Source organism: Tardiphaga sp. 42S5 (assembly GCF_034044155.1).
GTDB lineage: Bacteria > Pseudomonadota > Alphaproteobacteria > Rhizobiales > Xanthobacteraceae > Tardiphaga > Tardiphaga robiniae.
Genome location: NZ_CP139027.1, coordinates 2,803,986 through 2,830,729, shown reverse-complemented (window position 1 = coordinate 2,830,729; position 26,744 = coordinate 2,803,986). Strand labels below are relative to the sequence as shown.

The window sequence follows — 26,744 nt, the reverse complement described above, 5'->3', positions numbered from 1 at the left end:
CCATGAATCGACGCAGCCTATTGTGGACCGCCCTGTCGTCGGTTGGCGCGGGACTATTGGTATCGCGAGCGAATGCCGTGACGGCCGACGAGAAGCCGCCCGCCAGGCTCAAGGTCGTCTATCATCTCGCCGATGCCGACCGGGTGAATTTCGCCCTCGGCAATATCCAGAATCATTTCGACGGTGTCGGCGGCCCCGACAACGTTACCATCGCACTGGTCGTGCTTGGCCCGGCGCTGAAGTCATTTGCCCCGGCTTCCACCAATCCCGACATCGCCGCGCGGGTTAGCAAGTTCACCAAGGCCGGCCTGCAACTGGCCGCCTGCAGCAACACCATGAAGGCGCAGGATGTGACGCTGGACGGCCTGCTGCCGGGCTTCACCATCGCCGACCGCGGCGGCGTGGTCCGGATCGCGGAGCTGCAGTCGCAGGGCTATCTGTACATCCGGCCTTAGGCATCACTTCTGACGAGTATGTTGGAAATTAACTCGTCATGCCCGGGCTTGACCCGGGCATCCATCTTTTATGTCCGCTGGCGGAAGTTGGATGGCCGGGTCAAGCCCGGCCATGACGCGGAGAGGTTCGCGATCCGCATCTCACTGCACCGCAGTCGCCCGGGCGATTACCCCACAAAACCGACGCACAAAATTTGCACAATTGTCATGCCGCCGGGCCAATCTGGCGAACACGGAATTGCGATCCGGCTCCCGCGCCCTGAATGGAACCGTTCGGCTTGCCATGCGTATGGGTTCGGGGCGATCATTGGAACCGGGCCGCGGAACGTTTCGCGCGGCGATCGGCCTTTTGATAATTGTAAGCAGAACAAGGCATCATGAATCCCGTCAAAGCACTCGAATCCCATGGTCAGGCCGTTTGGCTGGACTTCCTCGCCCGCGGCTTCGTCGCCAAAGGCGACCTCAAGAAGCTGATCGACACCGACGCCGTGAAGGGCGTGACGTCGAATCCGGCGATCTTCGAGAAGGCGATCGGAAGTTCGGACGAATATGATGCCCCGATTGCCGAGGCGTTGAAGTCCGGCGACAAGTCGCCTGCCGACCTGTTCGAGCACATCGCCGTCGAGGATATCCAGCACGCCGCCGATGTGCTGAAGCCGGTCTATGACAAGATGAAAGGCGACGATGGTTTCGTCAGCCTCGAAGTCTCGCCCTATCTCGCCAATGACACCAAGGGCACGGTCACTGAGGCGGAGCGCCTGTGGGCCAGCGTCAAGCGCCCGAACCTGATGGTGAAGGTGCCGGCGACGCCGGAAGGCCTGCCCGCTATTCAGCAATTGATCGGCGAAGGCATCAGCATCAATGTGACGCTGCTGTTCGCGCAGAAGACCTATGTCGAGGTTGCCGAGGCCTATCTGAATGGTCTGGAAAAATATGTTGCCGGCGGCGGCGATCCCTCGCATGTGGCCAGCGTCGCCTCTTTCTTCGTCAGCCGCATCGATGCGCAGGTCGACAAGCAGCTCGACGACAAGATCGCCAAGGCCAATGATCCCTCAGAGAAGGCGCGGCTCAAGGCCCTCAAGGGCAAGGTCGCCATCGCCAATGCGAAACTCGCCTATCAGGAATATCTGAAACTGTTCGCCGGCCCGCGCTGGGAGAAGCTGAAGGCCAAAGGCGCAAAACCGCAGCGCCTGCTCTGGGCCTCCACCGGCGTGAAGAGCAAGGACTATCGTGACACGCTCTATGTGGAAGAGCTGATCGGCAAGAACACCGTCAACACCGTGCCGCCCGCCACGCTGGACGCGTTCCGCGACCACGGCGAAGTGCGCGACAGCCTCGAAGAGAATGTCGAGGACGCGAAGAAGGTGCTGGCCGACCTCGCCAAGACCGGCATTTCGCTCGATGCGATTACGACGCATCTCGTCGAGGACGGCGTCAAGCTGTTCGCCGATGCCGCCGACAAGCTGTATGGCGCGGTGGCGCACAAGCGCGCGACGTCGCTTGGCGGCAGCATCGGCGCGCAGAAGCTGGCGCTGGGCGACGGCATCACGAAGAAGGTCGCGACCTCGACCGAAGACTGGCGCGCGTCCGCAAAGATCCGCCGGCTCTGGCACAAGGACAAGTCGGTCTGGACCGGATCGGATGAAGACAAGTGGCTGGGCTGGCTGAACAGCGCCTTTGACGAGAAGGCCAAGCTCGCCGACTACAACGACTTCGCCAAATGGGTGAAGGCGCAGGGATTTACCGATGCGGTGGTGCTTGGCATGGGCGGCTCGAGCCTCGGGCCGGAAGTGCTGGCGCAGACTTTTGCCAAGGTGGCGGGTTTCCCGAAACTGCATGTGCTGGATTCCACCGATCCCGCGCAGGTCGCGGCCATGGGCAAAGCCGTGAAGATCGCCTCGACGCTGTTCATCGTCTCCAGCAAATCCGGCGGCACGACCGAGCCGAACGTGATGAAGAACTACTTCTTCGACGAGGTGACCAAGGCGGTCGGCGCCGACAAGGCCGGTTCGCATTTCGTCGCCGTGACCGATCCCGGCTCGTCGCTGGAGAAAGTAGCCAAGACGCAGAAGTTCGCGCGCATCTTCCATGGCGATCCCACCATCGGCGGCCGCTATTCGGTGCTGTCGCCGTTCGGCCTGGTGCCGGCCGCTGCGGCGGGTGTCGATCTCACCAAGCTGCTGGATCTCACACTGTCGATGGTCCGCTCCTGTGGACCGGACGTGCCGCCCGCTGAAAATCCAGGCGTACAGCTTGGCCTCGCGATGGGCACTGCAGGCCTGGACGGCCGCGACAAGGTGACGATCCTCTCATCGAAGAAGATCGCCGATTTCGGCGCATGGGCCGAACAGCTCATCGCCGAATCCACCGGCAAGGACGGCAAGGGCCTGATCCCCATCGACGGCGAAACGCTGGGCGACCCCTCCGTCTATGGCACCGATCGTTTCTTCATCGATCTGCGCACCTCGGGCGAAGACGACAAGGGACATGACGACAAGCTAGCTGCGCTGGAGAAGGCGGGCCATCCCGTCGCGCGCATCGTGATGCCGTCGATCGATCATCTCGGCCAGGAATTCTTCCGCTTCGAGATCGCGACAGCCGTTGCGGGATCGATTCTGGGCATCAACCCGTTCAACCAGCCAGATGTGGAAGCCGCCAAGATCAAGACGCGCGAACTGACGGAAGCCTTCGAGAAGACCGGGTCGCTGCCGCCGGAGACGCCGGTGGCGTCGTCAAAGGACGCCGATCTCTATACCGACGACAGCAATGCCGAACTGTTGAAGAAGGCCGGCGCCGATGGCGATCTGACGTCGTGGCTGAAGGCGCATTTCCGCCGCGTCACGCCCGGCGATTACGTGGCCCTGCTGGCCTATGTCGAACGCGATAGCGCGCATATCGACACGCTGCAGCACATGCGGATGGCGGTACGCGACAAGAAGAAGGTCGCGACCTGCGCCGAATTCGGACCACGCTTCCTGCATTCGACCGGCCAGGCGTACAAAGGCGGACCCGATACCGGCGTGTTCCTGCAGATCACGGCTGACGATGCCAAGGATCTTGCCATTCCCGATTACCGCGCCTCGTTCGGTGTCATCAAGGCGGCACAGGCGCGTGGTGACTTCGGCGTACTGACGGATCGCAACCGCCGCGCGCTGCGCATCCATCTCAAGGGCGATCTCAAGGCCGGACTTGCTGTTCTCGACAAGGCGATGACTGTCGCATTGAACTAAACGACGATCCGCATGGCCCGGACATTGCTTCGGGTCATGCGCAATCAATAAAGGACATCACACAATGCAGCTCGGCATGATCGGTCTCGGCCGAATGGGCGGAAATATTGTCCGCCGCCTGATGAAGAACGGTCACACCGCCGTCGTCTATGACAAGGATGCCAAGGCCGTCAGCGGCCTTGCCTCCGAAGGTGCCATCGGCGGATCGTCGCTCGAAGACTTTGTCAAGAAGCTCGATAAGCCCCGCGCGGTCTGGGTGATGCTGCCCGCCGGCAAGATTACCGAAACCACCATCGACGCGCTGACCAGGCTGCTTGAACCCGGCGATACCGTTATCGATGGCGGCAATACCTTCTGGCAGGACGATGTTCGCCGCGGCAAGGCGCTGAAGGAGAAGGGCCTGTATTACATCGACGTCGGCACGTCCGGCGGCGTCTGGGGCATCGATCGCGGCTATTGCATGATGATCGGCGGTGAAAAGAGCGTCGTTGATCGGCTCGATCCGATCTTCAAGACACTGGCGCCGGGCATCGGCGATATCCCGCGCACGCCGGGCCGCGACAACAGCGATCCGCGCATCGAGAACGGCTATATCCATGCCGGCCCTGTCGGCGCCGGACACTTCGTCAAGATGGTTCATAACGGCATCGAATACGGACTGATGCAGGCCTATGCCGAAGGCTTCGACATCATGAAGAACGCCAATATCGATGCGCTGCCGGAAGCGCATCGCTTCGATTTGAATTTGCCTGACATCGCCGAAGTCTGGCGCCGCGGCAGCGTGATCCCGTCATGGCTGCTCGACCTCACCTCCTCCGCGCTCGCCAAGAATGAGACGCTGGATACCTATTCGGGCTTTGTCGAGGATTCCGGCGAAGGCCGCTGGACGGTGAATGCCGCCATCGACGAGGCAGTGCCAGCTGAGGTTCTGACTGCTGCGCTGTTTGCGCGGTTTCGCTCCCGCAAGGAGCACACATTTGCAGAGAAGATTCTATCCGCGATGCGCGCCGGTTTCGGCGGCCACAAAGAGCCCGATCAGCATCCGGATCCAAAACGGCAGGACGCGCCTGATATCATCAAACCAAAGGCGTAGCCCACATGACCGAGATACAAGCTCCAGGCCCTGCCAAATCCAAGAAGAAGCCAGACCCTTGCGCATTCGTGATCTTCGGCGTCACCGGCGATCTCGCCCACCGGCTGGTCATCGCGGCGCTGTATAACCTGCAGGCGGCCGATCTTCTGCCGGAGAAATTCTGCGTCGTCGGCATCGCCCGCAAGGACATGACCGGCGCGGAACTCCGCGATGACCTGATGAAGGGCCTGAAGCAATATGCGACGCGCCCGGTCGACGACGCCATCGCGCAGAAGCTGCTCAATTGTGTCACCTGCATCGAGGCCGATCCGGGCGAGCCGGAATCCTTCGATCGCATGCGCGAACAGCTCGACAAACTCGAGGAAGCGCGCGGCACCGGCGGCAATCGCCTGTTCTATCTGGCAACGCCGCCTTCGGCCTTCGCGCCGATCGCGCGCCAGCTCGGCCGTACCGGGATGCTGAAGGAAAATGGCTCGTGGCGGCGCCTTGTGGTGGAGAAGCCGTTCGGCACCGACCTCGAATCCGCGAAGAAGCTGAACAGTGAACTGCTCGGCCTGATGAACGAGCAGCAAATCTACCGGATCGATCACTATCTCGGCAAGGAGACGGTGCAGAACATCCTGGTGCTGCGCTTTGCCAATGGCATGTTCGAGCCGATCTGGAATCGCAACCATATCGATCACGTGCAGATCACCGTGGACGAGAAACTCGGCGTCGGCCATCGCGGCTCGTTCTACGACGCCACCGGCGCGCTGCGCGACATGGTGCCGAACCATCTGTTTCAATTGCTATCGCTAGTCGCGATGGAGCCGCCCGCGCGTTTCGAGGCCAATGCGGTGCGCTCCGAGAAAGCTGAAGTGCTCGCCGCCGTCACCACGCAGACCGAAGCCGAAGCACTGCAGAATTCGGTTCGCGCGCAATATGTCGCCGGCCATGTGGGCGATACCGACATTGGTGATTATCTGAAGACCAAGGACGTCAAGGAAAGCAGTACCACCGAGACCTATGCAGCGATGAAGCTGTCGATCGACAACTGGCGCTGGGCCGGCGTTCCCTTTTATCTGCGCACCGGCAAGGCACTTGGTATCAAACGCACCGAAGTGGCGATCAAGTTCAAGCAAGCGCCCTTCGCCATGTTCCGTGACATGTCGGTGGAAAGCCTCGCCGAGAACTTTCTCGTTATCGCGGTGGAGCCAAATGAAGGCATCTCGCTGAAGTTCAACACCAAGGTGCCCGGCCCTGCGGTGGAGATCGACGGCGTCGAGATGAAGTTCCGCTACAAGGATTACTTCCAGGCCGCGCCGGCGACAGGCTACGAGACGCTGATCTATGACTGCATGATCGGCGACAACATCCTGTTCCAGCGCGCCGACAGCGTGGAAGCCGGCTGGCGTGCCGTACAGCCGTTCCTCGATGCCTGGAAGAAGGCCGGCAAGGATGGGCTAAAGACCTACAACGCCGGCAGCGAAGGTCCCGAGGAAGCCAACGACCTGCTCAAGCGCGATGGTCGTAGCTGGCGCGTGCTGAGCTGACGCCATGACAGCGCCCAATCGCCATATCGTCGTGGTCGAGGATGCGGTGGCTCTCGCCGAAACCGCAGCCGACCGGCTGATCGAGCGCATCGAAGCCAATCCCGGCCGCATCGCCATCTGCATGACCGGCGGATCGAGCCCGAAGCGTCTCTATGAGTTGCTCGCTACCGAGCCTTACCGCAGCGAGATCCCCTGGGATCGCGTACACTGGTTCATCGGCGACGACCGCTTCGTTCCTTCAAGCGATCCGCTCAACAACATGACCATGGCGCGAACTGCGTTTCTGGATACATGCGCGCCGCTTGCGAATGTGCACCCGATCAAGACCGATGCGGCGAATCCGGATGAAGCCGCTGCGCTCTATACGCGCGAGCTGCAGTTGTTCTACGGAGCCGACAAGCTCGATAAAGCCAAACCGCTGTTCGATCTGGTGTTGCTCGGCGTCGGCCCCGACGGCCACGTGGCGTCGCTATTTCCAAGCTATCCAGCCATCGAGATCAAGGACCGCTGGGTTGTCGGCGTGCCCGAAGCCCATGTGAAGCCTTTCGTGCCGCGCGTCAGCCTGACGCTGCCGGCACTCGCCTCATGCCGCGAGATGCTGTTCCTGATGAGCGGCGAGGACAAGCGCGCGATCCTGACGCGGGTGCTGAAGGGCGAGGATCTGCCAGCCAATCGCGCGCGGTCGGACGGCGAAACCGTGTGGCTGTGCGACAAGGCCGCCCTCCCGGACGACGCGCGTGGCTGACACCGCGCTCAAGGCCCTGGCACCCAAGGCTCTGGTGGTGATGGGCGTCTCCAGCTCAGGCAAGAGCTCGATCGGAAAGGCCCTGGCGGATCGTCTCGGTTGGCGTTTCGCTGATGGCGATGATTTTCACCCGAAGGCAAATATCGAGAAGCAGCGCGCGGGCCAGCCACTCACCGACGACGATCGCTGGCCCTGGCTGCAGGCCATTGCCGACGAGATCGACCGCGTCACCGCCGATGGCCAAAAGCTTGTCGTCGCCTGTTCTGCGCTCAAGCGCGCCTATCGCGGTCTGCTATTGCACGGCCGCGACGACATTCGCATCGTCTATCTCGACGGCTCCAAGGAGCTAATCGCCAAGCGCATGGCGGCGCGGAAGAATCATTTCATGCCGCCCACGCTGCTCGACAGCCAGTTCAAGACGCTCGAAATCCCCGGCCCAGACGAACGCCCGATGACAGTATCCATCGACGACGATGTCGACGGCATCGTCTCCGCCATCATCAAACAACTGCCGACCTGAAGGATCAAACCATGACCAAAATCGCTCTCGTGGTGTCCGATGTCGACGGTACGCTCGTCACCCACGACAAACGCCTCACCGACACAGCCAAGGCGGCCGTGAAGAAACTGGAAGACGCCGGCATCGGCTTCACGATCACGTCGAGCCGCCCGCCCGTCGGCATGCGTTTCCTGGTCAAGCCACTGGGGATCACGCTGCCGATCGGCCCGTTCAATGGCAGCTCCATGGTGGACGGCGACCTCAAGCCGATCGTGCAGCACCTGATCCCGGAAGCTGCGACCAAGCGCGCCATTGAAGTGCTGGAAGACCACGGCGTCGATATCTGGATTTTCACCAATGACGAATGGGTGATCAAGCGCGACGACGGCAAATATGTGCCGCACGAGCGCGACACCATTCAACATGACGCCGTGATGGTGGATGACTTCTCGCCCTATCTCGCCAAGGCCTGCAAGATCGTCGGTGCGAGCCAGGATTTTCCATTGCTGGAACGCTGCGAGGGCGCGATGCAGAAGGCGCTGGGCGATACGGCTGTCGCGGTGCGCTCGCAAAACTATTATCTCGACGTCACGCCGCCCAATCAGAGCAAGGGCACCTTCGTGCAGGCGATGGCGCAGCGCCTCGGCATCTCCCTTGAGGCCATCGCCACCATCGGCGACATGCGCAACGACCTGCCGATGTTCAAGGTGTCAGGTATGTCGGTGGCGATGGGCAATGCGAGTGACGATGTGAAGAAGCAGGCGACGGATGTGACGACGTCGAATGAGGAGGAAGGTTTTGCGGGCGCCGTGGAGATGATTTTGAAGAGGAATGCGGGCGGCTGAGGCGCTCCAGCGCCCGTGGCTTCCCTCCCCTAAGCGTAGCGAAGCTGCGCGCAGTTGGGGTCTGGCGGACGAATTCGTCCGCCATGGGTCGGCCGCTAGGCCGGGGTGGGGTGTCTCCGCAGCTCGGAGCTTGTGGCACCACCCCCACCCGACCGTCCTTACGGCCGGCCACCCTCCCGCCTAGCGAAGCTTCGCTTCGCGCGGGGGAGGGATAAGAAAGAGCGCCCCCGTCTCAGAGCTACTTCGCCCGCTCCACCTTCTTCTCCTGCGGACGCTTGGCGCTCGCCAGATTATGCGCCACGGCGATCAACGCGATATGGGTCAGCGCCTGCGGGAAGTTGCCGGTCTGGCGTTTAACGCCGCTGTCATATTCTTCCGCCAGCAGCCCGACATCATTGGCGATCGCGACGACGCGATTGAAGAGTTCTTCCGCCTTGGCGATCTCACCCATCTTGATATAGGCCTCGGCCAGCCACAGGCTGCAGGCGAGGAACGCACCCTCGGCGGGCTGCACCTCGCCGGTGACCTCGCGTGGATCATGGCGCAGCACGAAGCCGTCGCGTATCAGATATTTCTCGACCGCTGCGATCGTGCCCTTCACGCGAGGATCGTCGGCCGGAAGAAAACCCAGAGCTGGCAGCAGCAGAATGGCGCCGTCGAGCACGTCCGAACCATAGGATTCCACGAAGGTGTTTTCGCGGGGATCGAACCCTTTCTCGCAGACATCGCGATGAATCTCCTTGCGCAGCGCCTTCCACGTGTCGACGGGGCCTTTGAGATTGAAGCTCTCGGCACTCTTGATGGCGCGGTCGAACGCAACCCAACAACCGACTTTCGACAGCACATAGTGCTTGCCGGGGCCGCGGCGCTCCCAGATGCCGTGATCGGGCTTGTTCCAGACAGAAGCGAGATGTTCGAGGATCTCGCATTCTACCGCCCAGGTGCCATCCTCGAGATCGAGTTTGGCAACGCGGGTCTGGTGGAAGGCATCAATCAACTCGCCATAGACGTCGAGCTGCAGCTGCGCATGCGCAGCATTGCCCACGCGCACAGGCAGCGCGCCGCCATAGCCGGGCAGCCAGTCGGCCTCCCATTCGAGCAGGCGGCGCTGGCCCATGATGCCATACATGATCTGCATCTCGGCCGGTGCGCCGGCGACGGCGCGCAGCAGCCAGCGATACCAGGCGCGCGCTTCATCCGTGTAGCCGCTGTTCATCAGCACCAACAGCGTGAATGTCGCATCGCGCAGCCAGCAGAAGCGATAGTCCCAATTTCTGGAGCCGCCGAGCTTTTCGGGCAGCGACGTGGTCGGCGCCGCGACAATGCCGCCGGACGGCGCATAGATCAGCGCCTTCAGCGTGATCAGCGAGCGCATCACGAGATCGCGGTGCTCGCCTTTGTAGGTGCAGCGGCTGCTCCATTCCTTCCAGAATTCCTCGGTGTCCTTCAGCGCCTCGTCGACATTGATCGGCGCTGGCACTTTGAGATGCGAAGGCCCATAGGTCAGCACGAACGGGACGCTGTCGCCCTGTTTGACTTCGAATTTCGCGACGGTCGTGAGGTTCTCGCCATGGGTCTCGACGGGCGTGTGCAGCACGGTCATGTCGGGCCCGCAAATCGCCAGCACTCCGCCGTCCTTGTCGCGCTTCACCCAGGGGATGGCCGCGCCGAATCCGAAGCGGATGATCAGCTCCATCCGGACCGTCACCGTGCCGCGATCGCCGCGGACAATGCGCACCACATCAGAGGCAGCGCCGCGCGGCGGCATGAAGTCGATCAGCGTGATGGCGCCGTCGTCCGTCTCCAGCGTGGTTTCCAGAATGAGGGAGTCGCCGCGATAGCGCCGTTTGCATGCCGTGATCGGAGCGTCGGGCGTGATTTGCCAGCGGCCGTGATCCTTGGTGCCGAGCAGCGCGGTAAAGCAGGCGTCGGAATCGAAGGCCGGCCAGCACAGCCAGTCGATCGATCCGTTGCGGTTGACGAGAGCGGCGGTCTCACAATCGCCGATCAGCGCGTAATCTTCGATATTGCTGTACAATGTCTTTCCGCCACCTGACAAAATTTACGTCAATGCGGACAAACTCCTGTCCGCGGTTGCAATGTGCAGCGCGTCACGATCGATCGACGTGGCCATCGTCTCCACCGTGGTCGGCAGCCGCTGCCGCCAGTTCGGATGCTCATTGATGGTGCCGGGAATATTCGGCTGATCGATCACACCCAACAGGTCTTCCAACGCCACGGCCAGCAAACGGGTCCGCGTGCGCGCGAGAAAGTGAGCGACAGCGTAGAAGTCTTCGGTATTGATGCCCTGGGTTCGCAGCGCCTCGCCGAGCATCTGCAACGCGTAACGGCGGGCATCATCGCTCTCGCCGGGATCGATGCCCAGCGAGCGCTTCAGCTGCAGATCGTGCAGGCTGCGCCAGCCGGCATAGGTCGGCAGATCGTGGGTGTTGAACGTGACCAGCGCATTCGGCTGGTAATAATCGACGCCGCGGAAGGCATAGCGTTCATCACGCTCGAACATCATCACCAGATACGACCAGATGCCCCAGGATGCGAGATGATCGCGGAAGCCGTCCGGCACGGTACCTAGGTCCTCACCGATCACCACGCAGCGATTGGCGACGCTCTCCTGCGCCGCCACCGCCAGCAGCGCTTCCAGCGGCATCTTCACATAGGCGCCGTTGTCGGCGTCGTAGCCATGCGGCACAACGTAAAGCCGATTGAGGCCGAGCACGTGATCGAGCCTGACGGCGCCGGCATAGCGCATCGAGGCGCGCAGCATGTCCTTGAACGGCGCGAAGCCCTGCACTTCCAGCCCCGCCGCATTGAAGCCCGCGAGACCCCAGTTCTGCCCGGCGGGCTGCAGCGCGTCGGGCGGCGCACCGACTGACAGATGACGCGAGATCGCGATCTGCTCGTTCCAGGCATCGAAGCCGCCGGACTGCACGCCGACCGCGACGTCGAGATAGAGGCCGACGGGCATACCGAGCTTGATGGTGAGATCGAAACAGGCCTTGAGCTGCAGGTCGGCATTCCACTGCACGTATTCGATGTAAGCCACGTCCTTGCCGTCCGGTCCGGCGCGGAAGGCGCCGCAGGTCGCGTCATCGGGCAGCAGCCATTCCGACGGCCAGTCCCACCACGCGGTCTGCTGCTGATGCCGCAGCACCTCGAAACAGGCGAAGCGCGTCAGCAGCGGCGCGCGCTCGGCGCGGAATGCGGCAAAGGCCTTCTGACGCTCGGATGTCGGATCGGCATAAAATGTCTCAAAGGCGGCACGCATCGCTGTCGACTTGACCGCGGCGATATCGACATAGTCGACGAACTTGCTGGCGCGCATCTCAGCCAGCGTGTCGCCGCTATCGTTCGCCGCATATTCGGGCAGCGCCTCGACGTCGATATAGAGCGGATTGAGAAACAGCCGGCTGTTCGGCGAATACGGGCTGCATTCGGCCGGCCTGTCGTCGAACAGCGCATGCAGCGGGTTGAGACCGACGCCGCCGGCGCCGATACTGGCGGCCAGTCTGATCAGGTCCTGCAGATCGGTGAAGTCGCCGATGCCCCAGTTGCGCTCGGAGCGCACGCCGTAGAGCTGTACGGCGAGAATCCAGGAGCGATCGAAGGTCCCGGGAAATGCCTTGGACGGCGCGACGATGAACGGCGCCTCCTCGGGGAATTTCTTGGCGTCGACCAGCCTGAGCCGGTGCACGCCGACCGGCAGATCGCGCGGCCAGGTGATCTCGCGTCCCTCCGTCGTTCCCTCGGCGATAACCTTAACCCCGTCGAGAATTTTCCAGGTCAGGGGAAACGTGGCAGCCTCATTGAGGACCGTGCGGGCACCCTCGCCGGCCCGGACCACGACCGGACTCGCCACGAAGCGATGCGGCGTGCGCACCGGCATGGCGTCCAGAATGAGCTTCAGGGCAGCTTCGCCCGTGGTGTGCCACTGGCCCTGACCGTCGTGAAAACCGGTCTGGATTCCGAGTTCGGCAGCTTTGGTGAAAAGGTCCATTCGGCACGCTGTTTGCAGAGCAACAATCGAAAGTTGCTGGGAAATTTCTGAATTTGCGGAAGAGGATAGCCGATTTCAACGCGTCGATCTAAGCTGAGTTCCATGGGGAACCAAACCCCTGTCACGGGGCTTTGTATATGATCGCACCGTCTCTTTTTGAAAAATCGAACAGGGACGACACCTCATGATGGCATCACCGTGAACAGAACATCGCAAATCGTGGACACCGCCGGTATCGGCGGGGCTTTCCATATCGAAAACATCTATCCGATCATCGACGCTGGCCGCTTTCCGGTCAAACGCATCGTGGGCGAACCTGTCGCTGTCTATGCCGACCTGTACCGCGATGGTCACGAGATCATTGCCGCAGCCATCGTCTGGCGCCGCGAGCAGGACCGCGAGTGGAATCGGGTCCCGATGACGCTGGAAGTGAACGACCGCTGGGGCGGCTCATTCATCCCCGATGGCATCGGACGCTATGTGTATGCGATCGAGGCCTGGACCGACGAATTCGCGACCTGGCGCCACGGCTTCGAACTGAAGCTGAAGGCGGGACAGGATGTCACGCTGGATGCGCTGGAAGGCGCCGGTCTGATGACCAAGGCCCAGAATGGCGGGCCCGAGGCTTCGGCGCTCATCGTCAAGCAATGCGAGAATTTCCTGCAGACCGGCGACAATGAGCCGCTGCTGTCACCTGAGCTGCGCACCGCCATGGGCGAGGCACAGTTGCGCCCGGACCTGACGCGCTCGCCGCTGCTGCCGCTGATGATCGACCGTGAGCGTGCCCGCAGCGGCGCATGGTACGAGATGGTGCCGCGCAGCCAGAGCACGGTGCCCGGCCAGCATGGCACGTTCCGCGACTGTATTGCCCGCCTGCCCGACGTGCAGGCGATGGGCTTCGACGTGCTGTATTTCACGCCGATCCACCCCATCGGCAAGACAAACCGCAAGGGCAAGAACAATTCACTGACCTCCGAGCCCGGCGATGTCGGCAGCCCCTATGCCATTGGCGGCGCCGAGGGCGGCCATGACGCATTGCATCCGCAGCTCGGCACCATGGAGGATTTCCATGCGCTGATCGCTGCGTGCAAAGAGCATGGTCTGGAAGTGGCGATCGACGTGGCCGTGCAATGCTCGCCGGATCATCCGTGGGTCAAGGACCATCCGGACTGGTTCAAGCGCCGGCCGGACGGTTCGATGAAATATGCCGAGAACCCGCCGAAAAAATACGAAGACATCCACAATCCGGACTTCGACTGCGAGGACGCGGGATCGCTGTGGAATGCGCTCCGCGACATGCTGCTGTTCTGGTGCGACCAGGGCGTCAAGATCTTCCGCATCGACAATCCGCACACCAAGCCGTTGCGGTTCTGGGAATGGGCGATCCACGAGGTGCAGCTAAAGCACCCCGATGCGCTGTTTCTGGCGGAGGCCTTCACGCGCCCGAAGCTGATGAAGGGCCTCGCCAAGCTCGGCTTCTCGCAGAGCTATACCTATTTCACCTGGCGCACCGCGAAGTGGGAGATCGAGCAGTATCTCAACGAACTGTGCGGCTATCCGGAGCGCGAGTTCTATCGACCGAACTTCTTCGTCAACACGCCGGACATCCTGCCCTATCACCTGCAATCCGGCGAAGCCTGGATGTTCAAGGCGCGCGTGGCACTGGCGGCCGCGCTGTCGTCGACCTATGGCATCTATAACGGCTTCGAACTGCTCGAACACGAGGCCATCCCGGGCAAGGAGGAATATCTGAACTCGGAGAAATACGAGATCAGGACCCGCGACTGGAATGCGCCGGGCAATATCAAGCCCTACATCACCGCGCTCAATCACGCGCGCCGCGCCAACTCGGCGCTGCAGCAGACATCGAACCTGCGCTTCATGCCGGTCGACAACGACAACATCATCGGCTTCGTGAAGCAGTCGGTCGACGGCGCCAATACAGTCGCCGGCGCCATCGCGCTGTCGCGAGATCCTTATGAATTCTGGCTGCCGATCGACACGCAAGTCACGGTCGATGGCGAAAAGCGCAATGTCGCCGCCGTCGAGAACATCATTACCGGCGAGCGCCATGGCGTCGAATGGGGCGGCATCCGCTTGCGTCTCGATCCCCAGCGCGATCCCGCCATCTTCTTCCGTTGCCTCGCCTGAAAGCGTTGACATGAACGTAATGACCGATATCGACGTTAAAGCGAAACAGCGCGCCGAGGAGATCGACAAGCTCTGGTACAAGGACGCCATCATCTATCAGCTGCATGTGAAGACCTTCGCTGACAGCAACCATGACGGAATCGGCGACTTTATCGGCCTGACCGAGAAGCTGGATTACCTGCAGGATCTCGGCGTCACCACCATCTGGCTGATGCCGTTCTATCCGTCGCCGGGCCGCGACGACGGCTACGACATCGCCGACTATGGTTCGATCCATCCCGACTTCGGCACGATGAAGGACTTCAAGCGCTTCATCCACGAAGCCAAGCGCCGTAGCCTGCGCGTGATTACCGAACTCGTCATCAATCACACGTCGGACCAGCATGACTGGTTCAAGCGCGCCCGCCGCAGCCCGGCCGGCTCCAGTGCGCGCAACTGGTATGTCTGGAGCGACACCGACCAGAAATATCAGAGCACCCGGATCATCTTTACCGATACCGAAAAATCGAACTGGACCTGGGATCCGGAAGCCAAGGCCTATTACTGGCACCGCTTCTTCTCGCATCAGCCGGATTTGAATTTCGACAATCCGCGCGTCGTCTCTGCCGTGGTGCAGGTGATGAAACGCTGGCTGGATGCCGGCGTCGATGGCTTCCGTCTGGACGCGATCCCCTATCTTGTCGAGCGCGACGGTACCAATAACGAGAACCTGCCGGAAACGCACAAGGTCATCAAACATCTGCGCGCCGAGCTCGATGCCTATGCGCCGGGCAAGCTTCTGCTCGCCGAGGCCAATCAATGGCCGGAGGACGTGCAGGAATATTTCGGCAACAGCGACGAATGCCACATGGCGTATCACTTCCCGCTGATGCCGCGCATCTATATGGCGCTGGCGCAGGAGGACCGCTTCCCGATCACCGACATCATGCGCCAGACGCCGGACATTCCCGGCGACTGCCAGTGGGCGATGTTCCTGCGCAATCACGACGAGCTGACGCTGGAAATGGTCACCGACGTCGAGCGCGACTATCTGTGGTCGACCTATGCGAACGATCCGCGTGCCCGCATCAATGTCGGCATTCGCCGTCGCCTGGCGCCTTTGATGGACAACGACCGCCGCAAGATCGAGCTGCTGGATTCATTGTTGCTGTCGTTTCCCGGCACGCCGATCATCTATTACGGCGATGAGATCGGCATGGGCGACAATATCTATCTCGGCGACCGCAACGGCGTGCGCACACCGATGCAATGGGCGCCGGACCGTAATGGCGGCTTCTCGCGCGCCGATCCCGCGCGGCTCTACGCACCGCCGATCATGGATCCGATCTACGGCTACGAGTCCGTGAACGTGGAGGCGCAGTCGCGCAGCCTGTCATCGCTGCTGTCGGCGACCAAGCGCCTCATTGCTGTCAGGAAATCGACGCTGGCTTTCGGCCGCGGCACCATGACCTTCATCCGCCCCGACAACCGCTCCGTTCTCGCTTATGTGCGCCAACTCGGCGACGAAGCGATCCTCTGCGTCGCCAACCTGTCGCGCGCCGCGCAGGCCACCGAACTCGATCTGTCGCCGTGGAAGGAACGCGTGCCGCTGGAAATGCTCGGCCGCACCAAATTCCCGCCGATCGGCGATCTGCCTTACATGATTACGCTGGCGCCTTACGGTTTCTACTGGTTCCAGCTGCAGCTCCGCGATGTCTCCGAACATTCGCAGCCGCCGGTGGTACCGGAATTCGAAACGCTGGTGGTGCCGCTCGGCTCGACCTGGATGACTCTCGCCCGTACGCGCGGTGTGTTCGAGCGCGACGTGCTGCCTTCCTTCCTGGCGCGCAGCCGCTGGTATCCGGAGCGACAGCCAAAGGCGATCCAGCCCATGCTCACCGGCGCGATCCCGTTCTGCGAGATCGGCGACAACCGCCCATGGCTGGTGTTCTTCGAAACCACGCAGCGCAATGTGGCGACGCGCTATCTGCTGCCCATGCAGATCGAGTGGACCCGCTTCGACCGTGAACGCTACAATCCGAAAGCCTTTGCCGCTGTCCGCCAGGGCGCACGCGAAGGCACCCTGCTCGATGTCGCCACCGACCACATCTTCATTGCGCTGCTGCTGCACAATTTGCGCATTTCACTGACCGTCGAAGAAGAGGGCAACCGTCTGGAATTCCGGCCAACGACCAAGCTTGCCGAAAAGCCGGCTGCGCCGCTGGAGAACATCCGTGCGGTCGAAACCGAACAGTCCAACAGCACTGCATTGGTCGACAACGACTATGTCGTGAAGATCTATCGCAAGCTGCAGGCCGGCATCAATCCGGAGATCGAGGTCAGCCGTTTCCTGACGGATATCGCCGGCTTCACCAATACGCCGGCTTTGCTTGGCAGTGTCGAACTGGTCGAGGGCGATCAACGCACCGCCGTCGCCATCGTGCATGCCTTCGTGCAGAATCAGGGCGATGCCTGGACGGTGACATCGGCCTATCTCGACCGTTTCGCCGATGAGCAGCGCCTGCTGGCGGCGGATGACCACGCCCCGCACAGTGAAGAGCAGGTGCCGTATCTGCTCTATATGTCGCAGACCGGCCGCCGCGTCGCCGAGATGCAGATGGCGCTGGCCAGCCGCGACGACATCCCGGATTTCAAGCCGGAGCCGACGTCGCCTGACGATATCAGGCTCTGGATCAATGAAATCGTCACGCGTGCGGAGCCGGTATTTAGTGCGCTCGCCCAACGTCGCAATGCTGCAAGGGATTCGGATCGCGCACTGATCGATCAGGTACTGGAACTGCGCCACGGCTTGCGGGGGTGGCTGACTGAGCTGCTGCCGGAGAATATCGACGGACTGAAGATCCGCCATCACGGTGATTTCCATCTCGGCCAGATGCTGATCGTCAAGGATGATATCTTCATCATCGACTTCGAGGGTGAACCGCGCAGGTCGATCGATGAGCGCCGCCGCAAGGCGCCCGCTGCACGTGATATCGCCGGGCTCATTCGCTCGATCGATTATTCGGCAACGGCAGCGCTGGAACGCGCACTCAAGGTAACTTCGGACGACACCGGCAAGCTGGCTGCGGCACTGGACGCCTGGCGGGAACGTGCCACCACGGCGTTCGTTGACGCCTATCGCGAGACCATGACTGATGCGCGGCTGTGGCCGGCAGACGCGGGAGCCACCAAGGAAATGCTGAACTTCTTCCTTCTGGAAAAGGCGCTCTACGAAATCGAATACGAACTTGCGCATCGGCCAGATTGGCTGCGGGTGCCACTGACTGGCATTCTGCGCATTCTGAACCAGTATTCTGAGGAAGCCGTATGACAAATTTGCCCGCCGAGGCTTACGCAATCGTCGAAGGCCGCCACTCCGATCCATTTCACTATCTCGGCCCCCACAAGGAAGCCGATAAGACGGTCGTGCGCGCTTTCCTGCCGGAAGCCGTGAAGGTCGATGCCATCGACGATCACGGTGCGACGACGGCATTAGAACGCGTGCATGACGCCGGGCTGTTTGTAGGCGCGCTGGCTAATGGCTCGACCAAGTATCAACTGCGGGCGCGCTATGGCGACAGATCCGTCGATCTTGACGATCCTTATCGCTTTCCGCCGATCCTGACCGAGTTCGATCTCTATCTGCTCGGCGAAGGCACCCATCAGCGGCTCTATGACAAGCTCGGCGCCCATCCGATGGTGCTTGAAGGCGTCAGCGGCGTCGGATTTGTGGTGCTCGCGCCCAATGCGAAGCGTGTCAGCGTGGTCGGCGATTTTAATTTCTGGGATGCGCGGCGTCATCCCATGCGCGTGCGCGGTGCCGGCTACTGGGAGCTGTTCGTTCCCGGAGCCACGCCCGGCGATCACTACAAGTTCGACATCATCGGCCCGCATGGTCAGTTGACGCAAAAATCCGACCCGATGGCCTTCGCCGCCGAACTGCGGCCCTCCACGGCGTCCATCGTGCTCGACGAAACCAGGATCCCGCATCCGCGCCCTGCCCCGGATCACATCAATGCGCTGAACAAGCCAATGTCGATCTATGAGGTGCATCTGGGCTCGTGGCGCCGCAAGGGCGACAATGAATGGCTGACTTATCGCGACCTCGCAGAGACGCTGCCGCGCTATGCCCGCGATCTTGGCTTCACCCATGTGGAATTCCTGCCGGTCAACGAGCATCCGTTTGACGGCTCCTGGGGCTATCAGCCGACCGGCATGTATGCGCCGACGAGCCGCTTCGGCACGCCGGCAGAATTCGCATTGCTGATCGACGCCTGTCATGCCGAGGGGCTCGGCGTGCTGCTCGACTGGGTGCCCGGGCACTTCCCGGATGATCCGCATGGCCTCGGCAATTTCGACGGCACGGCCCTTTATGAACATGCCAACCCGCTGCAGGGCCGGCACATGGACTGGGGCACGCTGATCTACAATTACGGCCGCACCGAAGTCGTCAACTTCCTCGTCTCCAACGCGCTGTTCTGGCTTGAGCGTTACAATGTGGATGGGCTGCGCGTCGATGCCGTCGCCTCGATGCTGTATCTCGATTACAGCCGCGAAGCCGGCGCCTGGATTCCGAACAAATATGGCGGTCGCGAGAATATCGAGGCCGTCAGCTTCCTGCGCCGCTTCAACACCGAAGTCTTCGCGAAATTCCCGAATGCGACCACTGCAGCGGAGGAATCCACTGCATGGCCGCAAGTATCGCGTCCCGTCGAATTCGGCGGACTGGGCTTCGGCTACAAGTGGAATATGGGCTGGATGCATGACACGCTGAATTACATCAGCAAGGATCCGATCTATCGCAAGTATCAACACAACGACATCTTGTTCGGGCTGCAATATGCCTTCTCGGAAAATTTCGTGCTGCCGCTCTCTCATGACGAAGTGGTGCACGGCAAGCGGTCCATCCTGGGCCGCATGCCGGGCGACGACTGGCAGCGGTTCGCCAATCTGCGCGCGTATTATTCCCTCATGTTCGGCCATCCCGGCAAGAAGCTGATGTTCATGGGCTGTGAATTTGCCCAGGAGCGCGAATGGAATCACGATACCTCGCTGGACTGGCACCTACTGGAGCAGGACAAGCATGCCGGCATCCATTCGCTGATCCGCGATCTCAACGAGCTGTATCGCAACCAGCCGGCGCTGCACGAACTCGATTGCGATCCCGCCGGTTTCGAATGGATGATCACCGACGATGCCGGCAACAACGTCTTCGCCTGGCTGCGCAAGGGCGCCAATCCGCGCACGCAGTGCCTCGTGGTGGTGAACTTCTCGCCCAACGTCTATCACGATTACCGCGTCCGCGTGCCGTTCACCGGCGCCTGGCGCGAGGTGTTGAATTCCGATGCCGCGCATTATGGCGGCAGCAATGTCGGAAATTCGGGCGAAGTCATTGCCAAGGGGCTTGTCCCCGAACTCAGTCTGACCCTTCCACCGCTGGCCGCACTCTTTCTCGTACCGGAATTCTAGAGCATGAGACTATCCGCCGGCATGCCCTCCCGCCTCGGCGCAAGCTGGGACGGACGGGGGACCAACTTTGCCTTGTTCTCTGCGAACGCCACCAAGGTCGAACTGTGTCTGTTCGACAGTCAGGGGCGGCGCGAGCTCGAGCGCATCGAACTGCCGGAATATAACGAGCACGTCTTTCACGGCTATCTCAACGATGTCTCGCCGGGCCAGCTCTATGGCTATCGCGTGCACGGGCCCTATGAACCGGAGCATGGGCATCGCTTCAATGCGCACAAACTGCTGCTCGACCCCTATGCCAAGAAACTGGCCGGGCGTCTCGTCTGGAGCGATGCACATTTCGGCTATCGCACCGGCTCGTCGCGCGAGGACCTCTCCTTCGACCGCCGCGACAATGCACGCGGCATGCCGAAGGCCGTGGTGGTCGACGAGACCTTCAATTGGGGTCGCAAGGAAGCACGCCCGAGCGTGCCGTGGGAAGACACGATCATCTATGAGGCCCATGTGAAGGGCCTGACGCAGACCCGCAAGGACGTGCCGCCAGGACTGCGCGGCACCTATCGCGGACTGTCGTCGCCGTCAATGATCGAGCATCTCAAACGGCTTGGCGTCACCACCATCGAGCTGCTGCCGGTGCACAGCTTTGTCGATGACCGCCGGCTGGTGGAAATGAAGCTGGTGAATTACTGGGGTTACAACACCCTCTCCTTCTTCGCACCGGAAGCGCGCTACGGCACCGACAATCCGCTCGATGCGTTCCGCACGACGGTCGCGCGGCTGCATGATGCGGGCATCGAGGTGATGCTCGACGTGGTCTATAACCACACCGCCGAAGGCAATCATCTCGGCCCGACGCTGAGTTATCGCGGCATCGACAACGCCTCCTATTACTGGCTGATGCCGGACAATCCACGATTCTATGACGACTTCACGGGCTGTGGCAGCTCGATGAACCTTACGCATCCGCGCGTGTTGCAGATGGTGATGGATTCATTACGCTACTGGGTTGAGGTGTGTCACGTGGATGGCTTTCGTTTCGACCTTGCAACCACGCTGGCCCGCGGGCCGAATGGTTTCGATCGCAATAGCGGTTTCCTCACCGCCATCCGGCAGGACCCTGTCCTCGCGAACGTCAAAATGGTCGCCGAACCCTGGGATCTCGGCATGGGCGGCTACCAGGTTGGTGCGTTCCCATCGCAGTGGTCGGAATGGAACGACAAATATCGCAGCGCCATGCGCCGCTACTGGAGCGGCGAAGGCTCGCTGATCGGCGAAGTGTCCAGTCGCATGACAGGTTCGTCAGACGTGTTCAACCATGACGGCCGCAAGCAGCGCGCTGGCATCAACCATGTCACCGTACATGACGGTTTCCCGCTAGCCGACCTGTTTGCCTATAACGAGAAGCACAACGAGGCCAATGGCGAGGACAATCGCGATGGCTCCAGCGACAATCTGAGCAACAATTTCGGCGTCGAGGGCCAGACCGATGATCCCGAGCTGCTGGCGCTGCGCCGGCAGCTGCGCAAGAACCAGCTCGCCTGTCTGTTCCTCGCGCAGGGCGTGCCGCTGCTGCTGGCCGGCGACGAGGTCGGTAATACCCAGGGCGGCAACAACAATGCCTATTGTCAGGACAACGAGATCGGCTGGGTCGGCTGGGACAATCTCGGTGATAAGGACGACGATCTCACCGACTTCATCGGCCATATGGCGCAGCTGCGACAGCGCTTTCCGCAGATCACCACGCAACGCTGGCTCGACGGTCGCCGCGCCGATGGCACCTATGGCGTGCTGTGGCTGACGCCCTCGGCCGACGAGATGACCGAGACGGACTGGGCGTTTCCAGACGGGCGCTTCCTGTCCTATGTGCTTAGCGCTTCCGGCGACAACACCAATCCGATCTTCATCGTGCTGAACGCAGCGCCCGAAGGCATTCCGTTCAAGCTGCCGAAGATGCTGGAATACAAGAACTGGCGGCAGGTGCTAAACACCGCCGACGAAAAGCTCTCGATCGCTATCCTGCCCCCCGGCAGCGACATCGATGCGCCAGCGCGCTCGGTGCTTGCCTTTGCGGGGACGCCAGCATGAGCGCTCATTCGTTCGGACCACGGCTGACCGAGAAAGGCGCGATCTTCCGCCTCTGGGCGCCGGCGGCGCAACGCGTCGACGTGGTACTTGGCGATCAATCCCATCCCTTGACGCCCGGCGATGACGGCTGGTTCGCCGCCGAGATTTCCGATGTGAAAGCCGGCGCCACCTATCGCTTCAGGATCGACGGCAAGACCGACGTGCCCGACCCCGGCTCCCGCTTTCAGCCGAACGATATCGCCGGCCCTTCCGAAGTGATCAACCACAAGGCCTATCCGTGGCGCGCGACCGACTGGCGCGGGCGGCCGTGGGAAGAGACCGTGCTGATTGAAACCCATGTCGGTACCTTTACGCCGCAGGGCACCTATCGCGCGATGATCGAGAAGCTCGATCACCTTGTGGCGACGGGGATCACCGCGCTCGAATTGATGCCGCTGGCCGATTTCGCCGGCAAGCGCAACTGGGGTTATGACGGTGTGCTGTGGTATGCGCCGGACGCGATGTTCGGCCGCCCGGACGATCTGAAGGCGCTGATCGACGAGGCGCATCTGCGTGGGCTGACGGTGTTTCTGGACGTCGTCTATAACCACTTCGGCCCGGAAGGGAATTACATCGGGCAGTATGCGCCGTCCTTCTTCGGCGATGCGCATACGCCGTGGGGCTCGGCGATCAACTATCACCTGCCGGAGGTGCGGGCCTACGCGATCGAGAATGCCGTGGCGTGGCTGCGCGACTATCGCTTCGACGGGCTACGGCTCGATGCCGTGCATGCGATCCCCGAACAGGGCGAGATCCCGATGCTGCACGAGCTGAGCCGCGAGGTCGGCAAGCTAGCCGCCGACACCGGCCGGCTGATCCATCTGGTGCTCGAGAACGACGACAACCGCGCCACTCTGCTCGATCCCGCCACCAACCCGCCGCGCGGCAAATATCGCGCGCAGTGGAACGACGACTATCACCATGCCTGGCACGTGCTGCTCACCGGCGAGGACAAGGGCTATTACAGCGACTACGCACCGAAGCCGCTCGATCATATCGTACGGGCGCTGGGCTCGGGCTTCGCCTATCAGGGCCAGTCGTCGGCGCATCGCGACGGCGCACCGCGCGGTGAACCATCAGGCGAACTCGCACCGGCGGCCTTCGTGAATTTCCTGCAGAACCACGACCAGATCGGCAATCGCGCGCTTGGCGATCGGCTGGAGACCTTGGCCAAGCCCAAGGCCATCGAAGCTGCACTGGCCATTACATTGCTGGTGCCGATGGTGCCGATGCTGTTTCAGGGCGAGGAATGGGGCTCGAAGGTGCCATTCCCGTTTTTCTGCGATTTCGAAGGCGATCTCGCCAATGCCGTACGCAATGGCCGCAAGAAGGAATTCGCCAGCGCCTACGAAAAATATGGCGACGAGATTCCCGATCCGCTGGACGAGAGCTCGTTCCGCTCGGCCTTTGTCGATTGGAGCAATCGCGAAACGACCACGGGTAAGACGCGGCTGACGCTGGTTCGCGAGCTGCTCGCATTGCGCAAGCAGCACATCGTGCCGCGCCTCGCTGGCGCACGGTTCGGCCAGGCTGAGGCGAGCGACGACGGTTTGCTCACGGCCTTCTGGAAGATGGGTGACGGCAGCAGGCTGCATCTCACGGCCAATCTTTCCGACAAGGCCGTCAACGCAGCACCGCCGAGCACAGGCACAACAATTTGGGGCAACACTACCACCGGCGTGGGGACGCCGTGGTCCGTCATATGGCGGATCGGAGATAGATAATGGCTCCTGCGATTCCCGTCGCGACCTACCGTATTCAACTCACCAAGGATTTCGATTTCGATGCCACCGCGGGCATCGTCTCCTATCTGAAGGCGCTTGGCATCACCCATCTCTATGCCTCACCCTTCATGAAATCGCGCGCCGGCTCGACCCATGGCTATGACATTGTCGATCACACCAAGCTCAATCCGGAGCTGGGCGGCGACGACGGTTTCGAGCGCCTGAGTGCCGCGCTGAAGGCCAACGATATCGGCCTGATCCTCGACTTTGTGCCCAATCATGTGGGCGTGCATTTCGCTGACAATCCGTGGTGGCTCGACGTGCTGGAATGGGGACAGGCCTCGCCGCACGCCGTCTCCTTCGACATCGACTGGGACACCCTGCCCTATCGCGCACGCGGCGGCCTGCTGCTACCGATCATCGGTAGCTCTTATGGCCAGGCACTGGACAATGGCGAGATCGAGCTGAAATACGACGCCGAGGAAGGCAGCTTCTCGGCCTGGTATTTCGAACATCGGCTGCCGATCGCGCCGGAGCGCTACAGCGAGATGCTGCGCACCATCGTCAAGGAAGCCGACGCCGGCAACACGCCAGCCGGCCGCGCAATCCTGACACTGGCGGCCAGGCACAAAGGCCTCCGCCATCCCAACCGGCGGGAAGCGCCGGCTTTCAAGCAGCAGCTGGCGTCGATCGACGGCGCTGCCGAGGTTATCACGCGCGGCCTCGACGCCTATCGCGCCGGGCTGGATCGGCCCGCCCAGATTCAGGCCATGCACATGCTGCTGGAGCGCCAGCACTACAAGCTCGGTCAGTGGCGCCTGGCATCGAGCGAGATCAATTACCGCCGCTTCTTCGACGTCAATACGCTGGCTGGCCTGCGTATCGAGGACGCCGATACGTTCGAGGCGATCCATTCGCTCATCAAACGGCTGATTACCGAAGACAAGCTGCAGGGGTTGCGGCTGGACCACATCGACGGCCTTCACGATCCCTCGCAATATTTCCAACGGCTGCGCCGGCTGATCCGCGAGGCGCATGGCAACAGCACCAAGCCGTTCTATGTCGTGGTCGAGAAGATTCTCGGCGAGCACGAGAAGCTGGTGCCCTTCGCCGGCGTGCATGGCACCACCGGCTATGAATGGCTCAATGTGATCACGCAGGTGCTGGTCGAAGAAAAAGGCCTGGAACCACTGGGCGAAACCTGGCGACAGGTGAGCAACGTCTCGCCGAAATTCGAACCGCAACTGGTGGAAGCCAAGCGCCGCGTGCTCGATACGCTGCTGCTCAGCGAATTCACCGTGCTGACGCGTCTGCTGGCACGGATCGCCAACGGGCATTATTCAACGCGCGACTTCTCCGCCGACACGCTGCGTCAGGCTTTCGAACTTTACGTGCTGCATTTCCCGGTCTATCGCACCTATCTCTCCACCGCCGGTCCATCTGCCCTCGACCGGCAACTGATCGCCACGACCATCGAGAAAGCTCGCGCCGACTGGTTCGGCGCCGATGAAGGCTTGTTCGACTTCTTGCGCGACGCTCTGACGCTGGACCTGCTGAAGCCTGGCCGCCCCGCACATAGCAAGCCGCGGGTGCGACGCTTTGCATTGAAGGTGCAGCAGTTCACCGGGCCGACGATGGCGAAGTCGCTCGAAGACACCGCCTTCTATCGCTATCATCGCCTGCTGGCGTTCAACGAAGTTGGCGGCGAGCCGGCAGCGGAAGCGATACCTGTCGCCACGTTCCACGAGATAATGATCACACGCGCGCTCGAGCGGCCGCATGGCATGACTTCGACCGCCACCCACGATACCAAGCGCGGCGAGGATGCCCGCGCGCGTTTGCTGGCGCTGGCCGAAATGCCCGGTGAATGGGCCAGTGCTGTCAGCCGCTGGAAGTTGCTGAACGCGCCGCATCTGGTTGTTGACGGCGAGATGCGCGCGCCCTCCGCAGCGTTCGAGTATATGTTGTATCAGGCGCTTATCGGCGCCTGGCCGCTCGGCGGGCAGGACAATTCCTTCCTCGAGCGGATGCAGGCCTATGCGCTGAAGGCGGCGCGCGAGGGCAAGCAGGAAACGAGCTGGCTCAACCCCAACGACACCTATGAGAAGGGTCTGCGCATGTTTCTGGAGCGCATTCTCGACCCGGCCCAGTCGCTGGAATTTCTTGCAGCGCTTGAGATCTTTGCCAAACGCACGTCGCTGATCGGCGCGTTGAATTCACTCAGCCAGATCACGCTGAAAGCGACCATTCCCGGCATGCCGGACTTCTATCAGGGCACCGAATTCTGGGATTTCTCGCTGGTCGATCCCGATAACCGCCGCCCGGTGGATTTCGCCGAACGCGCGAAAGTGCTGAAGGCACTGCAGCAACCGGATTGGGCGGCACTGGCGCAGCACTGGGATGATGGCCACATCAAGCTCGCCTGGACGCGCGAGCTTTTGAAACGCCGCACCGAGATGGCAGCCGTCTTCACCGATGGCGATTACGAACCACTTGAAGTGACCGGACCTCATGCCGCGCACATCATCGCCTTTGCTCGGCGGCATCAGCGCGACGCGGCAATCGTCGTGATCCCACGCGCTTTTTCCGAAGCGACGCAAGGCGGGCGGCATTGGCCGGAGGCGACGACCTTCGACGCGACAGTGATCGCTCCCGGCTACCTCGTTGAAGGTTCTGCGCAGAAGAACGGCGCGATCCAGCTCTCTGTTGCCAAGCTCTTCAGGCAGATTCCGATGGCGATCGTGAAGGCACATGCCGCGCCGAAACGCATTCGTTCGACGCGTTTGCGATAGCACACACGACAAGGCCGCCCGGGATCAACGGCCGGACGGCCTGGCGGATGTCGTGCCGACTCGAGAAAGGTCGGTTCCCTTCCTCCGCGTGCTC

The 26,744-nt window shown here is 61.8% G+C and carries 15 protein-coding genes; 13 read left to right on the top strand and 2 right to left on the bottom strand.

Translation table 11 applies throughout. The features are described 5' to 3' along the window. Positions 1-2: 2 nt before the first annotated feature. From SFY93_RS13165 to SFY93_RS13135, 7 genes are all read left to right on the top strand, one after another. Entirely contained in the window at positions 3-455 is a 453-nt protein-coding gene (locus SFY93_RS13165) for a DsrE family protein (protein ID WP_320447430.1), read from the top strand. Positions 456-832: 377 nt separating this feature from the next. After that, on the top strand, positions 833-3,685 hold the full coding sequence (locus SFY93_RS13160; RefSeq protein ID WP_320447429.1) for a bifunctional transaldolase/phosoglucose isomerase: 2,853 nt from the start codon (positions 833-835) through the stop codon (positions 3,683-3,685). A 64-nt stretch (positions 3,686-3,749) separates the two neighbouring features. Further along, complete coding sequence (gene gnd, locus SFY93_RS13155) at positions 3,750-4,778, top strand: phosphogluconate dehydrogenase (NAD(+)-dependent, decarboxylating) (protein ID WP_320447428.1); 1,029 nt, start codon at positions 3,750-3,752, stop codon at positions 4,776-4,778. Positions 4,779-4,783: 5 nt separating this feature from the next. Continuing rightward, complete coding sequence (gene zwf, locus SFY93_RS13150) at positions 4,784-6,310, top strand: glucose-6-phosphate dehydrogenase (protein ID WP_320447427.1); 1,527 nt, start codon at positions 4,784-4,786, stop codon at positions 6,308-6,310. Positions 6,311-6,314: 4 nt separating this feature from the next. Next, on the top strand, positions 6,315-7,055 hold the full coding sequence (gene pgl, locus SFY93_RS13145; RefSeq protein WP_320447426.1) for a 6-phosphogluconolactonase: 741 nt from the start codon (positions 6,315-6,317) through the stop codon (positions 7,053-7,055). A gap of 40 nt (positions 7,056-7,095) precedes the next feature. Beyond that, complete coding sequence (locus tag SFY93_RS13140; protein ID WP_320447757.1) at positions 7,096-7,575, top strand: gluconokinase; 480 nt, start codon at positions 7,096-7,098, stop codon at positions 7,573-7,575. Positions 7,576-7,586: 11 nt separating this feature from the next. Further along, the gene (locus tag SFY93_RS13135; protein ID WP_320447425.1) at positions 7,587-8,399 is read left to right on the top strand and encodes an HAD family hydrolase; all 813 of its coding nucleotides are present in this window, start codon (positions 7,587-7,589) and stop codon (positions 8,397-8,399) included. Positions 8,400-8,637: 238 nt separating this feature from the next. Here the strand turns inward: SFY93_RS13135 and SFY93_RS13130 are convergent, their stop codons facing one another. Together SFY93_RS13130 and malQ are read right to left on the bottom strand one after the other, a co-directional pair. Next, complete coding sequence (locus SFY93_RS13130; protein ID WP_089267451.1) at positions 8,638-10,437, bottom strand: glycoside hydrolase family 15 protein; 1,800 nt, start codon at positions 10,435-10,437, stop codon at positions 8,638-8,640. A 24-nt stretch (positions 10,438-10,461) separates the two neighbouring features. Then, a complete protein-coding gene (gene malQ / locus SFY93_RS13125) occupies positions 10,462-12,414 on the bottom strand; it encodes a 4-alpha-glucanotransferase (RefSeq protein ID WP_320447424.1) in 1,953 nt (650 codons plus the stop codon). A gap of 198 nt (positions 12,415-12,612) precedes the next feature. On the opposite strand from malQ, the gene SFY93_RS13120 reads away from it, so the two are divergent. The 6 genes from SFY93_RS13120 to treY are packed head-to-tail and all read left to right on the top strand — an operon-like array spanning position 12,613 to position 26,650. Beyond that, positions 12,613-14,565, top strand: a complete 1,953-nt coding sequence (locus SFY93_RS13120) for an alpha-1,4-glucan--maltose-1-phosphate maltosyltransferase (protein WP_320447423.1) — start codon at positions 12,613-12,615, stop codon at positions 14,563-14,565. A 10-nt stretch (positions 14,566-14,575) separates the two neighbouring features. Continuing rightward, positions 14,576-17,875 (top strand): maltose alpha-D-glucosyltransferase, encoded by a 3,300-nt coding sequence (gene treS / locus SFY93_RS13115; RefSeq protein WP_320447422.1) that lies wholly within the window; start codon positions 14,576-14,578, stop codon positions 17,873-17,875. Further along, positions 17,872-20,013 (top strand): 1,4-alpha-glucan branching protein GlgB, encoded by a 2,142-nt coding sequence (gene glgB, locus SFY93_RS13110; protein WP_320447421.1) that lies wholly within the window; start codon positions 17,872-17,874, stop codon positions 20,011-20,013. Before treS ends, glgB begins: the two co-directional genes overlap by 4 nt. A gap of 3 nt (positions 20,014-20,016) precedes the next feature. Beyond that, positions 20,017-22,095, top strand: coding sequence for a glycogen debranching protein GlgX (gene glgX, locus SFY93_RS13105; protein ID WP_320447420.1), 2,079 nt, complete (start codon positions 20,017-20,019; stop codon positions 22,093-22,095). Beyond that, entirely contained in the window at positions 22,092-23,858 is a 1,767-nt protein-coding gene (gene treZ, locus SFY93_RS13100) for a malto-oligosyltrehalose trehalohydrolase (protein ID WP_320447419.1), read from the top strand. Before glgX ends, treZ begins: the two co-directional genes overlap by 4 nt. Further along, positions 23,858-26,650, top strand: coding sequence for a malto-oligosyltrehalose synthase (gene treY, locus SFY93_RS13095; protein WP_320447418.1), 2,793 nt, complete (start codon positions 23,858-23,860; stop codon positions 26,648-26,650). The genes treZ and treY overlap by 1 nt, the downstream gene beginning before the upstream one ends. Positions 26,651-26,744 lie beyond the last annotated feature (94 nt).